General features: G+C 66.8%; 12 protein-coding genes. 4 read left to right on the top strand and 8 right to left on the bottom strand.

Annotation, left to right across the window (positions count from 1 at the left end; translation table 11 throughout):
• Positions 1-119 precede the first annotated feature (119 nt).
• On the bottom strand, positions 120-1106 hold the full coding sequence (locus ACORQU_RS12845) for a malate dehydrogenase (RefSeq protein WP_491641509.1): 987 nt from the start codon (positions 1104-1106) through the stop codon (positions 120-122).
• Positions 1107-1376: 270 nt separating this feature from the next.
• Positions 1377-1871 carry a peptidylprolyl isomerase gene (locus ACORQU_RS12840; RefSeq protein WP_491641508.1) on the bottom strand — a complete coding sequence of 165 codons (495 nt, stop codon included), beginning with the start codon at positions 1869-1871 and terminating at the stop codon, positions 1377-1379.
• Positions 1872-1972: 101 nt separating this feature from the next.
• Here ACORQU_RS12840 and typA point away from each other — a divergent pair, with 101 nt between their 5' ends.
• The 3 genes from typA (at position 1973) to ACORQU_RS12825 (ending at position 5997) form a co-directional block, all read left to right on the top strand.
• On the top strand, positions 1973-3802 hold the full coding sequence (typA, locus tag ACORQU_RS12835; protein ID WP_271644850.1) for a translational GTPase TypA: 1830 nt from the start codon (positions 1973-1975) through the stop codon (positions 3800-3802).
• A 40-nt stretch (positions 3803-3842) separates the two neighbouring features.
• Positions 3843-4322, top strand: a complete 480-nt coding sequence (locus tag ACORQU_RS12830) for a DUF2127 domain-containing protein (RefSeq protein ID WP_271644849.1) — start codon at positions 3843-3845, stop codon at positions 4320-4322.
• Positions 4323-4383: 61 nt separating this feature from the next.
• Complete coding sequence (locus ACORQU_RS12825) at positions 4384-5997, top strand: amidase (RefSeq protein ID WP_491641507.1); 1614 nt, start codon at positions 4384-4386, stop codon at positions 5995-5997.
• Between the two features lie 21 nt (positions 5998-6018).
• Here the strand turns inward: ACORQU_RS12825 and ACORQU_RS12820 are convergent, their stop codons facing one another.
• Together ACORQU_RS12820 and ACORQU_RS12815 are read right to left on the bottom strand one after the other, a co-directional pair.
• Positions 6019-7191, bottom strand: coding sequence for a mechanosensitive ion channel family protein (locus ACORQU_RS12820; RefSeq protein ID WP_491641506.1), 1173 nt, complete (start codon positions 7189-7191; stop codon positions 6019-6021).
• Positions 7192-7264: 73 nt separating this feature from the next.
• Positions 7265-8656: a class II 3-deoxy-7-phosphoheptulonate synthase gene (locus ACORQU_RS12815; protein WP_491641505.1), complete on the bottom strand. Its 1392-nt coding sequence runs from the start codon at positions 8654-8656 to the stop codon at positions 7265-7267.
• Positions 8657-8850: 194 nt separating this feature from the next.
• On the opposite strand from ACORQU_RS12815, the gene ACORQU_RS12810 reads away from it, so the two are divergent.
• Positions 8851-10974 carry a TonB-dependent receptor gene (locus ACORQU_RS12810; protein WP_491641504.1) on the top strand — a complete coding sequence of 708 codons (2124 nt, stop codon included), beginning with the start codon at positions 8851-8853 and terminating at the stop codon, positions 10972-10974.
• Positions 10975-11036: 62 nt separating this feature from the next.
• Here the strand turns inward: ACORQU_RS12810 and ACORQU_RS12805 are convergent, their stop codons facing one another.
• The 4 genes from ACORQU_RS12805 to rpsD form a co-directional block, all read right to left on the bottom strand.
• Positions 11037-11570, bottom strand: coding sequence for a disulfide bond formation protein B (locus tag ACORQU_RS12805; protein WP_491641503.1), 534 nt, complete (start codon positions 11568-11570; stop codon positions 11037-11039).
• Positions 11571-11710: 140 nt separating this feature from the next.
• Positions 11711-12085 (bottom strand): 50S ribosomal protein L17, encoded by a 375-nt coding sequence (rplQ, locus tag ACORQU_RS12800; RefSeq protein ID WP_271644842.1) that lies wholly within the window; start codon positions 12083-12085, stop codon positions 11711-11713.
• Between the two features lie 193 nt (positions 12086-12278).
• On the bottom strand, positions 12279-13277 hold the full coding sequence (locus ACORQU_RS12795) for a DNA-directed RNA polymerase subunit alpha (protein WP_271644840.1): 999 nt from the start codon (positions 13275-13277) through the stop codon (positions 12279-12281).
• 49 nt (positions 13278-13326) lie between these two features.
• Complete coding sequence (rpsD, locus tag ACORQU_RS12790) at positions 13327-13956, bottom strand: 30S ribosomal protein S4 (RefSeq protein ID WP_271644838.1); 630 nt, start codon at positions 13954-13956, stop codon at positions 13327-13329.
• Positions 13957-13961 lie beyond the last annotated feature (5 nt).

The raw sequence follows: 13961 nt of genomic DNA, 5'->3' as shown, positions 1-13961 counted from the left end.
CGCCGGACCTCTCGGCCCGGCGTTGTCTTGCAGTCACTGGCGAATGGCACGCTCGGCCCGCGCAAGCGGCGCGGGCGTTCGCAAAGGCTGCGGACCCATGGCCCGCAGGCAGCCTTTGCTCACCCCAGCAGGTGGGCCACGCCGGCGCGCTCTTCTTCCAGCTCGCCCAGGGTCTTGTCGATGTACTTCTGGCTGAAGTCGTCGATCGGCAGGTCCTTGACCAGGGTGTACTCGCCATTGGCGGTGGTCACCGGGAAGCCGAAGATCACGCCTTCCGAGATGCCGTAGGAGCCGTCGGACGGCACGCCCATGGTCACCCATTTGCCGTCGCTGCCCAGCGCCCAGTCGTGCATGTGGTCGATGGCGGCGTTCGCGGCCGAGGCGGCCGAGGACGAACCACGCGCCTCGATGATCGCCGCACCACGCTTGCCCACGGTCGGGATGAAGGTGTTGGCGTTCCACTCCTGGTCGTTGATCGCATCGGCGATCGACGCGCCATCGGCGGTGGCGAAGCGGTAGTCCGGATACATGGTCGGGCTGTGATTGCCCCACACCACCAGCTTCTCCATGCCGGCCACCGGCTTGCCGAGCTTGGTCGACAGCTGGCTCAGGGCGCGGTTATGGTCCAGGCGCAGCATGGCGGTGAAGTTCTTCGGATTCAGGTCCGGCGCGGACTTCATGGCGATGTAGGCATTGGTATTGGCCGGGTTGCCGACCACCAGTACCTTGACGTTGCGGCTGGCGACCTTGTTCAGCGCCGCGCCCTGGGCGGTGAAGATCTTGGCGTTTTCCAGCAGCAGGTCCTTGCGCTCCATGCCCGGGCCGCGCGGACGCGCGCCGACCAGCAGGGCGTAGTCGGCATCCTTGAACGCCACTTCGGCGTCATCGGTGCCGACCATGCCGGCCAGCAGCGGGAACGCGCAGTCTTCCAGCTCCATCATCACGCCCTTCAGCGCGGCCTGGGCCTTCTCCATCGGCAGCTCCAGCAGCTGCAGGATGACCGGCTGGTCCTTGCCCAGCATTTCGCCGGAGGCGATGCGGAACAGCAGGGCGTAGCCGATCTGGCCGGCGGCACCGGTGACGGCGACTCGGACGGGTTGTTTCATGGTGTGGATTCCTCGTGCATCGGAAGGCGGGCCGATGCCCGCCTCTGGGGAGAAGGCGCTAGGCGCGCCAGGCGGATGGAGGGCTCACGGGGGCCGGGGTCCGGATCTCGCATGCATCCTTCGGATGACACGGCGGGATCGACATGGACGGCAGGCTCCTGATGGGCGCCGCCTCGATTGTGCGGCGCGGAATTTTAGCATGGAGGCCGGGCACGGCCGCTTTCACCTAAAGGTCTACTTGCGGCCGTCGCCCGCCCTGCGGCACTGGGCTCAGGCGGCCAGGTGCTTGTTCCACTCGGCCACGCGGTCGGCCTTGGCGGCCAGGACGGCGTCGGTGTCGCCTTCGATCACCAGCGAGTCGATGGTGTCGCCCTGCTTGACCGCATCGACCACTTCCAGGCCCGAGACCACCTTGCCGAACACGGCGTGCTTGCCGTCCAGCCACGGGGTGGCCACGTGGGTGATGAAGAACTGGCTGCCGTTGGTGTTGGGGCCGGCATTGGCCATGGACAGCACGCCACGCTCATGGGCCACGCCGTTGGTGGTCTCGTCCTCGAAGCGGTAACCCGGGCCGCCACGGCCCGAACCCTCCGGGCAGCCGCCCTGGATCATGAAATCCGGGATGACGCGGTGGAAGTTCAACCCGTCGTAGAAGCCACGCTTGGCCAGGTTGACGAAATTGGCGACCGTGAGCGGGGCCTTGTCGGGGTACAGCTCGACCTGGATGGGGCCGCGGGAGGTGTTGAAAGTGGCGGTGAGGGACATTTTGGGACTCCTTTGGAACGGGCAGCCCGGTTGTGGGCGGTAACCGGCTATAATACGCGCTTCCCTCCCCAGCCCTGCGCGCTCTGTCGCGCCCGTGCCGCATGTCCATCGAAAACCTTCGCAATATCGCCATCGTCGCCCACGTCGACCACGGTAAGACCACCCTCGTCGATCAGCTGCTCAAGCAGTCCGGCACCCTGGCCGAACGCACCGTCCTTGCGGACCGCGTGATGGACAGCAATGACCAGGAAAAGGAACGTGGCATCACGATCCTGGCCAAGAACACCGCCATCACCTGGCAGGGCAACCGCATCAACATCGTCGACACCCCCGGCCACGCCGACTTCGGCGGCGAGGTCGAGCGCGTGCTGTCGATGGTCGACACCGTGCTGATCCTGGTCGACGCCATGGACGGGCCGATGCCACAGACCCGTTTCGTGACCCAGAAGGCCTTCGCGATGGGCTTCAGGCCGATCGTAGTGGTCAACAAGATCGACCGCCCCGGCGCGCGTCCGGAGTGGGTCGTCGAGCAGGTCTGGGACCTGTTCGACCGCCTTGGCGCCACGCCCGAGCAGATGGACTTCCCGATCGTCTACGCCTCGGCGCTCAACGGCTATGCCTCGCTGGACGAGAACGCCCGCGAAGGCGACATGACCCCGCTCTACGAAGCGATCATGCAGCACGCGCCCAAGCCGGAAGTCGATCCGGAAGGCCCGTTCCAGATGCGCATCAGCCAGCTGGACTACAACAACTTCGTCGGCGTGATCGGCATCGGCCGCATCCAGCGCGGCACCCTGAAGAAGAACATGCCGGTGGCGGTGATCGACCGCGAAGGCAAGAAGCGCCAGGGCAAGGTGCTGCAGGTGCTGGGCTTCCTGGGCCTGGAGCGCATCGAGCAGGACAGCGCCGAGGCCGGTGACATCGTGGCCATCTCCGGCATCCAGGAGCTGACCATCTCCGACACCGTCACCGCCCTGGACGCGCCCGAGGCGCTGCCGGCGCTGACCGTGGACGAGCCGACCATCTCGATGACCTTCCAGGTCAACAACTCACCGTTCGCCGGCAACAAGGACCTGTCCGGTGGCAAGTTCCTGACCAGCCGCCAGCTGAAGGACCGCCTGGAGCGCGAGACCGTGCACAACGTGGCCCTGCGCGTGGAGCAGCTGGAAGACGCCGACAAGTTCCTGGTCTCCGGCCGTGGAGAACTGCACCTGTCGGTGCTGATCGAGAACATGCGCCGCGAGGGCTACGAGCTGGCCGTGTCGCGTCCGGAAGTGATCATCAAGGAGATCGACGGCCAGCAGATGGAGCCCATCGAGCAGTTGGTGATCGACGTGGAGGAAATCCACCAGGGCGGCGTCATGGAGAAGCTGGGCGTGCGCAAGGGCCAGCTGAAGAACATGGAGCCCGACGGCAAGGGCCGCGTGCGCCTGGACTATGAAATCCCGGCGCGTGGCCTGATCGGCTTCCAGAACGAGTTCAAGACCCTGACCCAGGGTGGCGGCCTGCTGTTCCACGTGTTCGACCACTACGGTCCCAAGGAACAGGGCGCGATCGCCAAGCGCCCCAACGGCGTGATGATCGCCAACGCCCCGGGTGCGACCCCGGCCTACGCGCTGGGCCCGCTGCAGGAGCGCGGCAAGCTGTTCGCCGCCGAGGGCGACAACGTGTACGAAGGCCAGCTGGTCGGCATCCATTCCAAGGACAACGACCTGACCGTCAACGCGATCAAGACCAAGCCGCTGACCAACATGCGCGCCTCGGGCAAGGACGATTCGATCCAGCTGACCCCGGCCATCAAGTTCTCGCTGGAGCAGGCCCTGGATTTCATCGACGACGATGAACTGGTGGAGATCACCCCCAAGGAGATCCGCCTGCGCAAGAAGTTCCTGACCGAAAGCGACCGCAAGCGGGCCTCGCGCGCGGCCTGATCGCCGCGCGGGATGCATTCCGGCGTATCCTTCCGGCCCGATGTCACAGCGCCAGCGCCCCTACAACCCGGATCCACACGCGCATCCGGGATTGCACGCGCTGGCTTTGTTCGAGCTGGCCAAGGGGCTGTTGGCCCTGATCGCCGCCGCCAGCCTGGAAGTGATGGGCCCCGAGCCCATCCGTCGCCTCATCCACCAGATGATCGCGCGCTTCAACCTGGATCCGGACCGCGGCACCCTGCCCTCGCTGCTCAACGCCATCAATCCCGAGGCGGTGCACCTGGCCGTGGCGGTCGTCACCGTCTACGCCATCTGGCGCCTGGTGGAATCCTGGGGCCTGTGGCGGGCCAAGGCCTGGGCCTCGTGGCTGGGCTGTGTGGGCACGGCGGTCTACCTGCCCTTTGACATGTATGCGCTGGTCCGGCATCCGGGCTGGCACACCTGGGCGGTGGTCATCATCAATGTCCTGGTCGTGGCGATCCTCGCCCGCGACCTGCTGCGGCGCCGGCGCCACGGCTGACCGTTGCGCCCGCCTGGCGCCTGCGTTTAGCCTGCGAGCATCCCCGATGCGGAATCCTTCCATGCGTGCCTGGCCTGCGCTGACACTGTCGTGCCTGCTGGCGCTGTCCGCCTGTTCGACACCCGAGCCGGCCGATTCCCAGGCCAGCGCGCCGCCGACCCAGTTCCTCTATGCCGAGCAATCCATCGCCCAACTGCAGGCGCGCATGGAAGCGGGCGAACTGGACAGTCGCACCCTGACCCGCGCCTACCTGGACCGGATCGCCCAGGTGGATCGCAGCGGCCCGCACCTGGGCGCGGTCCTCCAGCTCAACCCCGATGCCATGACCGAAGCGGCACTACGCGACCGCGAGCGGGCCGGCGGCACCGTGCGTGGCCCGCTCGAGGGCATCCCGATCCTGCTCAAGGACAACATCGACGCCACGCCGATGGCGACCACGGCCGGCTCGCTGGCACTGAGGGACTTCAAGCCGCGCCAGGACGCTTTCCTGGTCAAGCGCCTGCGCGAGGCAGGCGCGGTGATCCTGGGCAAGGCCAACCTGAGCGAGTGGGCCAACTTCCGTTCCTCCGAGTCGATTTCTGGCTGGAGCGGCCTGGGCGGGCAAACCCACAATCCCTATGCGCTGGATCGCAATCCCTGCGGCTCCAGCGCCGGCAGCGCCGTGGCCGCCGCGGCCAACCTGGCCGCGGCCACGGTGGGCACCGAGACCGACGGCAGCATCATCTGCCCGGCCTCGGTCAACGGCGTTGTCGGGCTCAAGCCGACGGTGGGCCTGGTCAGCCGGGATGGCATCGTGCCGATTTCCTGGAGCCAGGACACCGCAGGTCCAATCACCCGCACCGTGGCCGACGCGGCGACCTTGCTCGGGGTGATGGCTGGCCGTGACCCGGCCGATGCCACCACCGGGTATGCCACCTTGAATGCGGCGCTGGACTACCAGGCACGGCTGCGTCCGGGCGGGCTGAAGGGGGCCCGCATCGGCGTACTGCGCAGCACCTTCGCGTTCTCCCCGGAGGTGGCCAAGGCCATGGAAGGCGTGGTCGAAACCTTGCGTCAGGCGGGCGCGACCGTGGTCGATGCCCAGATTCCCACTGCCGGGCAGTGGGACGACGATGAATTGTTCGTGCTCAAGACCGAGTTCAAGAACGGCCTGGCCCGCTACCTCACCACGCACGACGCGCCCGTGACCTCCCTGCAGCAGCTGATCGGCTTCAACCAGCAGCATGCGCGCGAGGAAATGCCGGTGTTCGGACAGGAGCTGTTCGAGCAATCCGCGGCGATGGGGGGCTTGAACGATCCGGCCTACATCCAGGCACGCTCGCGCATCAAGCGCCTGGCCGGCCCCGAAGGCATCGACGCCGCGCTCAAGGCGCAGCACCTGGACGCGCTGGTCGGGGCGGCCACCGGCCCGGCCTGGCGCACCGATCCCGCGTTCAAGGATCCCTTTCCCGGGGCCGGTTATGGCGCGGCGGCGGTGGCCGGTTATCCCAGCCTGACCATCCCGATGGGAAGCACCGCGCAGGGCCTGCCCCTCGGCGTGCTGTTCATGGGCACGGCCTGGAGCGAAGCACGCCTGATCGAGCTGGGCTACGACTACGAGCAGCGCACGCAGGCGCGCAAGCCGCCACAGTACCTTCCCACCATCGCGATGTCCGCCAGCGCCGCCAAGCCGTAAGGCTGCGCGCGCTGACGGCGGTCAATCTGACCGCGATGCGGCTTCCGCGGCATCGTGATCGCCGTGGCTGATCGGCGGCGGGCCATCCTGGGGACTGGGCGAGCGCGTCTGGTGCAGGGACGGCCGTACCGCCGGCGTGTCGAGCATCGGTTCCGGATCGCTGCTGAGCTCGGCGCGGGTCCGCGGCAGCGCGTACGGATGTTCGCGGGCCAGGAACTCGAGGATCTGCTCGCGCACCACGCAACGCAGATCGAAGGCGTCGGCCGAATTGCGTGCACTGACCAGCAGGCGGACCTGCATGGTGGTTTCCGTGGTATCGGTGACCTGGGCGATGCAGACCCGGCCGTCCCAGCGCGCATCGCGCTTGCAGATGCGCTCCAGCTCGGCGCGGACCTCACCCATCGGCGTGCGGTAATCCAGGAACAGCATGATCGTCCCCAGCAACTGCGCGCTGCGCCGGGTCCAGTTCTGGAACGGGTTCTCGATGAACCAGGTCAACGGCACCACCATGCGGCGCTCATCCCAGATGTTCACCACCACGAAGGAACTGGTGATCTCCTCGATCCGGCCCCACTCGCCTTCCACGATGACCACGTCATCCAGCCGGATCGGCTGGGCCAGGGCGATCTGCAGGCCCGCGATCAGATTGCCGAACACCGGCTTGGCGGCGATGCCGGCCACCAGGCCGATGATGCCGGCCGAGGCCAGCAGCGTCTTGCCGACCTGCTTGACCTCATCGAAGCTCAGCAGCACCACCGACACGCCGATCAGCATCACCAGCCCCGCCGCGATCCGGCCCAGCACGCGGGTCTGGGTATGGATCTGGCGCGCCGCCAGGTTGTCCACCACGTTGATCGGGTGATCCCGCAGGATGGCCGCCACGACCGCGTTGACCACCCGCACCAGCAACCAGGTGACGCAGCCGGTCATGCCGATATGCAGGATGCGCACCACCAGGGCCAGGTCGCCGTCGCGCAGCGGCGTGGCCTCCAATCCGATGATCAGGAACAGCATCGGCAACAGGAAGGCCAACGGCACGCTCAGCACGCGCACGATGCGCGCACGCCGGTAATCCTTGTTGCGCGTGCGTCGCGCCATCCACAGGAACACGCTCCAGGCCAGCAGCCCGAGCAACAGCGAGATCCCCAGGGGCACGACGTAGGGGGCGGCGGAATTCCAGTCCAGGTGCTTCATGCCTGGACTATGCCAAAGCCCGTCGTGCAGTTCATGTCGGTGCCGGTCGCGCCGGCACCTTGAAACACTGCGATCAGGCCGCCTGCCCGCGTGACTGGCGCTGCTTGCGCACGATCAGCATCGCGATCTCCAGCGACTGCTCATAGTTCAGGCGCGGGTCGACGGTCGAACGGTAGGCCCGCTCCAGGTCGATGTCGGTCAGCTCGCGCGCCCCGCCGGTGCATTCGGTCACGTCCTCGCCGGTCAACTCCAGGTGCACGCCTCCCAGGCGCGTGCCTGCGGCGGCGTGCAGCTCGAAGGATTGCTCGACCTCACTGCGGATGTTGTCGAAGCGCCGGGTCTTGAAGCCGTTGCTGGTGCTCTCGGTGTTGCCATGCATCGCATCGCAGACCCAGAGCACGCGCCGGCCGTCGCGCCTGACCGCGTCCAGCAGGGGCGGCAGCTTCTGCGCGATCTGGCCTGCGCCCATGCGGTGGATGAAGCTCAGGCGCCCCGGTTCGTCGTCCGGATTGAGCACGTCCATCAGGCGCAGCAGCTGATCGGGCTGCACCGAGGGCCCGATCTTGATCGCGATCGGATTGCGCACGCCGCGCAGATACTCCACATGCGCACCATCGAGCGCGGCAGTGCGCATGCCGATCCACGGATAATGGGTGGACAGGTTGAACCAGCCCCGCTGCCGCGGGACCTCGCGTGTCAGCGCCTGCTCGTAGGGGAGTAGCAGCGCCTCGTGCGAGGTGTAGAAATCGATACGGTTGAGGTTGTGCACCTCCGAGCCGGCCAGGGTCTCCATGAAGCGCACCGCGCCGCCGATGTCGGCCACCATCTGCTGGTACTCGTTGGCCAGCGGCGAGTAGCCCACCCAGGCCAGGTTCCAGTATTCGGGATGGTGCAGATCGGCGAACCCGCCATCGATCAACGCGCGCACGAAGTTCATCGTCATCGCCGAGCGCGAGTGCGCGCGGATCATGCGCTGCGGGTCGGGAATGCGCGCGGCCTCGCTGAACTCCGGCCCGTTCACCAGGTCGCCGCGGTAGCTCGGCAGGGTGATGTCCCCGCGCGTCTCCAGGTCGGCCGAGCGCGGCTTGGCGTACTGTCCGGCGAACCGCCCCACCCGCACCACCGGCAGCTGCAGCCCGTGCACCAGCACCAGGCTCATCTGTAGCAGGACCTTGAGCCGGTTGGAGATCAGGCCTGACTCGCAGTCGTCGAAGCTCTCGGCACAGTCGCCACCCTGCAACAGGAAGCGCTTGCCTTCCTGCGCCTCGGCCAGCTGCTTCTTGAGCGCGAAGATCTCCCAGGACGTCACCAGCGGTGGCAGCCGCCCCAGTTCCTCCACGGCGGACTGCAGCGCGCTCGCATCGGGGTAGGTGGGCAGCTGCAGCGCCGGGCGCGTGCGCCAGCTGTCGGGGCGCCAGTCGCCGGAGGCGGCAGGAAGAGGAATCGCGGGGGCTGCGGCGGACATGCGGGGCTCCTGAAGGACGCCCCATGATCGCAGAGCGCGGGACCCAGGACGAACTCGCTGTCGATTCCGACAGTTTTCCGAGGTCTCTAAACCCCGGGAAACGCGGAATTGCTGGGCATGACTTTCGGCCTGGGCGGCGCAAGCCCAGCAGGAGGAACGTTATCTCATAACATTTCCACAACGGCCCCACCCCGATGAAAACCCCGAACCTGCTCGCCTCCGCGATCGCCCTGGCACTGGCGACCACACCCCTGCTCGCCCTGGCCGACGACGCCCCCACGGACACCACGGTCGACCTGGACGTGGTCAAGGTCCAAGCCAAGCTGGACCAGGCGCGCAATGCGCTGTCGCCTGACATCGGCAGCAGCCAGTTCACCATTACCGGGGCCGACATCGACCGGCTGCCGCTCGGGGCCTCCACGCCGATGAACCAGGTCCTGCTGCAGGCGCCAGGCGTCGTCCAGGATTCCTACGGCGGCGTCCACGTCCGCGGCGACCACGCCAATCTGCAGTACCGCATCAACGGCGTGATCCTGCCCGAGTCCATTTCCGGCTTCGGCCAGAGTCTGGATCCGCGCACGGTGGCCAGCATTCGATTGCTCGATGGGGCCCTGCCAGCCCAGTTCGGTGACCGGACCGCCGCGGTGGTCGACATCACCACCAAGAGCGGCCAGGCGCTGGGCAGCGGCGGCAGCGTCGGGGTGACCACTGGCTCGTTCGGCACCTTCAATCCTTCGCTGGCCTGGTGGGGCGGCCAGGGCCGCTGGAGCTGGTTCGTGACCGGCGATTACGACCAGAACAAGATCGGCCTGGAGAATCCCACCAATTCGCGCACGCCCGATCACGACAAGACCCACCAGGGCAAGGCCTTCGCCGACCTGACCTATCTGGTCAACGAGGACACGCGCCTGAGCCTGATGGCCGGTTACGCCAACAACCGCTTCCAGGTGCCCAACAACCCCGGGCAGACTCCGGCGTTCGACAACCAGGGGCAGACCGATTTCGATTCCAGCGCGCTCGATGAGCGCCAGCGCGAAAACACCCGCTTCGCCACCGTCGCGCTGCAGGGCCTGGTCGGCGACAGCGCCTATCAGGTCTCGCTGGGCCAGCGCTACAGCAGCGTGGCCTTCGATCCCGACGTGACCGGCGATCTGATCTTCGACGGCGTCGCCTCGCAGGTCGATCGCGGCAACCGCGCCAACGTGCTGCAGGCCGATGTCTCCACCCCGCTGGGCCAATCGCATACCTTGCGCTACGGCCTGTACGGCGACTTCGAGCACGCCACCGCCAGCGACAATAGCTGGGTCTTCCCGGCCGAGGCCGATGGCAACCAGACCAGCAACGTTCCCGAGCTGATCGGCGACAGCAGCCGCTTCCACGCCAGCACCACGGCCCTCTACCTGCAGGACGAGTGGAAACTCGGCGAAGACTGGACGGTGAACTACGGCCTGCGCGCAGACCGCTACAAGGCCTTCGGACGGACCGAAAGCCAGCTCAGCCCACGCGTCGGCGCGATCTGGCAGGCCACCGACCGCACCACCCTGCACGCAGGCTACGCGCGTTACTTCACGCCGCCGGCAAGCGAATTGATCTCCTCCGGGGACATCGCCCTGTTCGATGGCACCACCAACCAGCAACTGGCCGCCGGCGCGCAGGTTCCGCTCAGCGAGCGCAGCGACTACTACGACCTGGGCATCTCACAACAGCTCGGCGACCACCTGACCCTGGGACTGGACGCCTACGACCGCCTGGCCGACCGCCTGCAGGACGAGGGGCAGTTCGGCGCCGCCTACATCTACTCGACCTTCAACTACCGCTACGGCCACGTCCATGGCCTGGAGTTCTCCGCCGACTACGACAACGGGCCGGTGAGCGCGTATTTCAACGCGGCCTACAGCCGGGCGATGGGCAAGCAGGTCATGACCGGCGCCTACAACTTCGATCCCGACACCCTGGCCTACGTGGCGGACAACTGGATCCACCTGGACCACGACCAGAAGCTGACCTCGTCGGGCGGGATCAACTACAGCTTCGCCGGCCACAACCGGGTGGGCGCCAACTACCTGTATGGCAGCGGCCTGCGTACCGATACGGACACCGTGCCCAACGGCGCCTCGCTGCCTTCCTATTTCCAGCTCAACTTGAGCGCGGGGCACGACTTCGAGGCCGACACGCAGCACCCGCTGCACGTGCAGGTCGCTGCGGTGAACGCGCTGGATCGCAGCTATCAGCTGCGCGACGGCGGCGGCATCGGTGTGTTCGCGCCGCAGTGGGCGCCGCGGCGCGGCGTCTTCCTGAGTGTGCAGCAGGACTTCTGACGCGTCACCCGCAACCTCGCGGCGCAAGGCCGGTCGACGATCGCGACCGGCTCCAGCCGGATTCAGGGCATCCGCAGCTCACGCAGCAGATTGGGCTTGCGGCTGCGAAAGGCGGCGATCAGCGCCCATAACACCAGCGCCACGAACCAGATCAGGGCCCATTCGGGCATCGACAGCCCGAGCAGGCGCCAGGTGACCTCGGCGCACTCGCCCGCGCCGGTCAGTACATGGCGCACCATGTCGCCCAGCGGGAAGGCCTGCATCATGTAAGCCAGATCCGGGCCGCATGCCGGCACCTGATCCTTGGGAAGGTGCTGCAGCCAGACGTGCCGGGTGGCGATGGCGATTCCCAACCCGCCGGCGATCAGCGCGAGGACCCCATAGACGCCCCGCCCGCCGCGCCGTCGTGGGCCGTGCAGGCCGCCGATCAGGAACACCACCGCCAGCAGCGCGAAGGCGCCGCGCTGGAAGCTGCACAGCGGACACGGGATCTGCCCCTGGAAGTACTGGGTGTAGAGCGCGGCACCGAGCAGGGCAACACAGACCAGGAAGCCGAAAAGAAACTGTGCGCGGAACGACCAGCGAAAAGGGTTCATGACGACAGGCTAGAGGATGATGCCCGCATTATCCCCATCCACGGCGCCAACGGCCAACGCCACTCCCCTTTGCCCACCCCAGAATGCAAAACCCCGGCAAGCGCCGGGGTCTGCAGAACGTTCGAAGCGGTGTATCGCGCTTACTCGGCGGCCGCTTCAGGACGGTCCACGAGCTCGACGTAGGCCATCGGCGCGTTGTCGCCAGCGCGGAAACCGCACTTGAGGATGCGCAGGTAGCCACCCGGGCGCGACTGGTAACGCGGGCCCAGCGTGGTGAACAGCGTGCCCACGGCTTCCTTGTCGCGCAGGCGCGAGAAGGCCAGGCGGCGGTTGGCGACGCCATCGACCTTGGCCAGGGTGATCAGCGGCTCTGCGACACGACGCAGTTCCTTGGCCTTGGGCAGGGTGGTCTTGATCAGGCCGTGCTTGATCAGCGACGCAGCCATGTTGGAGAACATCGCAGCGCGGTGCGAGCTGGTGCGGCTGAACTTACGGCCGGCTTTCTGGTGGCGCATGGTCTTGGTTCCTAGAAAAGATTGATGCTGTTGAGGTTCGCTGTCGCCTTCATTGGCGTTGTTGCATGGACTGCGGATGGCCCAAGTCCGGGCTCCTTCCCGGACATCGCCGCGCGCCTTTTGGCCCGTCGACGTCTGTGTTGCTTACAACAAGGTCCCCACCAGCGAGGCGGGGACCCATGTCACTTCACGATCAGCCCAGCATGCCGTGCTGGGAGACACCGGCCGGCGGCCAGTTTTCCAGCTTCATGCCCAGCGACAGGCCACGCTGCGCCAGGACTTCCTTGATCTCGGTCAGGGACTTCTTGCCGAGGTTCGGGGTCTTGAGCAGCTCGACTTCGGTCTTCTGGATCAGGTCGCCGATGTAGTAGATGCTCTCGGCCTTGAGGCAATTGGCCGAACGCACGGTCAGCTCCAGGTCGTCGATCGGGCGCAGGAGCACCGGATCCACGCCACCGGTCTGCTGCTTCGGCGCGCCGCGATCGCGGTGCGTGAAGTCGCCGAACACCGACAGCTGGTCGCTCAGGATGTCGGCGGCGGTGCGCACGGCTTCCTCGGCGTCGATGGTGCCGTTGGTCTCGATGTCGATGACCAGCTTGTCCAGGTCGGTACGCTGCTCGACGCGGGCGGACTCGACCGCATAGGCCACGCGGCGGACCGGCGAGAACGAGGCGTCCAGCACCAGGCGGCCGATCGTACGGCTCTCTTCGTCCGGACGACGGCGCGCGGCGGCCGGCTGGTAGCCGAAGCCGCGCTCGATCTTCAGGCGCAGGTTGACCGCGATGTCCTTGGTCAGGTGCGCGATCACGTGGTCGGGATTGAGGATCTCGACGTTGTGGTCGGTCTTGATGTCGCCGGCGGTCACCACGCCCGGGCCCTGCTTGGCCAGGCTCAGGGTGGCGTTGTCACCGGTGTGGATGCGGATGGCTACATCCTTGAGGTTGAGCAGGACTTCGAGCACGTCTTCCTGCAGCCCCTCGATGGTGCTGTACTCGTGCAGCACGCCGTCGATCTCGACCTCGGTGATGGCGAAGCCGGGGATGGACGACAGCAGCACGCGACGCAGCGCATTGCCGAGCGTATGGCCGTAACCGCGCTCCAGCGGTTCGATGACCACCTTGGCACGGTTGTCGGTCAGGCGCTCGATCTGCGGGCCGCGGGGGCGCAGCACTTGCTGAGTGATACCCGTCATGTTGCTTTGTCTCCTGCAAACCCCCGCCACGGCGGGGGTGGGAATGTGATTACTTCGAGTACAGCTCGACGATCAGCGCTTCGTTGATGTCGGCGGGCAGATCCGAACGGACCGGCACGGCCTTGAACACGCCGGCGAACTTCTTCGAATCCACTTCCACCCAGGACGGGCTCAGGTCCAGCTGGGCCGACACGGTCAGGGATTCCTGCACGCGCAGCTGCTTCTGGGCCTTTTCCGACAGCTCGATCGCGTCGCCGGCCTTGACCTGGTAGGAGGGCAGGTTCACGGACTTGCCGTTGACCAGCACCCCACGGTGGGACACCAGCTGGCGGGCGGCCGGACGGGTCACCGCAAAACCCATGCGGTAGATGACGTTGTCCAGACGGGTTTCCAGCAGCTGCAGCAGGTTCTCGCCGGTGTTGCCCTTCTTGGTCGAGGCCTTCTTGTAGTAGTTGCGGAACTGACGCTCCAGCAGGCCGTAGATACGCTTGACCTTCTGCTTTTCACGCAGCTGGTTGGCGTAATCCGACAGCTTGCCGCGGCGGGCAGTTGCGCCGTGCTGGCCGGGCTTCTGCTCCAGCTTGCACTTGGAGTCCAGCGCGCGCGCCGGGCTCTTGAGGGACAGGTCTGCGCCTTCGCGGCGGGCGAGTTTGCAGGTAGGACCGATGTAACGAGCCATTTGTT

The organism is Pseudoxanthomonas sp. JC1303 (assembly GCF_058448525.1).
This window is presented reverse-complemented; position numbering and strand designations above follow the sequence as displayed.

Excerpts from the sequence above, each read along its gene's own strand:
- ACORQU_RS12845 (WP_491641509.1), bottom strand. The coding sequence starts at position 1,106 with ATGAAACAACCCGTCCGAGTCGCCGTCACCGGTGCCGCCGGCCAGATC.
- ACORQU_RS12840 (WP_491641508.1), bottom strand. The coding sequence starts at position 1,871 with ATGTCCCTCACCGCCACTTTCAACACCTCCCGCGGCCCCATCCAGGTC.
- typA (WP_271644850.1), top strand. The coding sequence starts at position 1,973 with ATGTCCATCGAAAACCTTCGCAATATCGCCATCGTCGCCCACGTCGAC.
- ACORQU_RS12830 (WP_271644849.1), top strand. The coding sequence starts at position 3,843 with ATGTCACAGCGCCAGCGCCCCTACAACCCGGATCCACACGCGCATCCG.
- ACORQU_RS12825 (WP_491641507.1), top strand. The coding sequence starts at position 4,384 with ATGCGTGCCTGGCCTGCGCTGACACTGTCGTGCCTGCTGGCGCTGTCC.
- ACORQU_RS12820 (WP_491641506.1), bottom strand. The coding sequence starts at position 7,191 with ATGAAGCACCTGGACTGGAATTCCGCCGCCCCCTACGTCGTGCCCCTG.
- ACORQU_RS12815 (WP_491641505.1), bottom strand. The coding sequence starts at position 8,656 with ATGTCCGCCGCAGCCCCCGCGATTCCTCTTCCTGCCGCCTCCGGCGAC.
- ACORQU_RS12810 (WP_491641504.1), top strand. The coding sequence starts at position 8,851 with ATGAAAACCCCGAACCTGCTCGCCTCCGCGATCGCCCTGGCACTGGCG.
- ACORQU_RS12805 (WP_491641503.1), bottom strand. The coding sequence starts at position 11,570 with ATGAACCCTTTTCGCTGGTCGTTCCGCGCACAGTTTCTTTTCGGCTTC.
- rplQ (WP_271644842.1), bottom strand. The coding sequence starts at position 12,085 with ATGCGCCACCAGAAAGCCGGCCGTAAGTTCAGCCGCACCAGCTCGCAC.
- ACORQU_RS12795 (WP_271644840.1), bottom strand. The coding sequence starts at position 13,277 with ATGACGGGTATCACTCAGCAAGTGCTGCGCCCCCGCGGCCCGCAGATC.
- rpsD (WP_271644838.1), bottom strand. The coding sequence starts at position 13,956 with ATGGCTCGTTACATCGGTCCTACCTGCAAACTCGCCCGCCGCGAAGGC.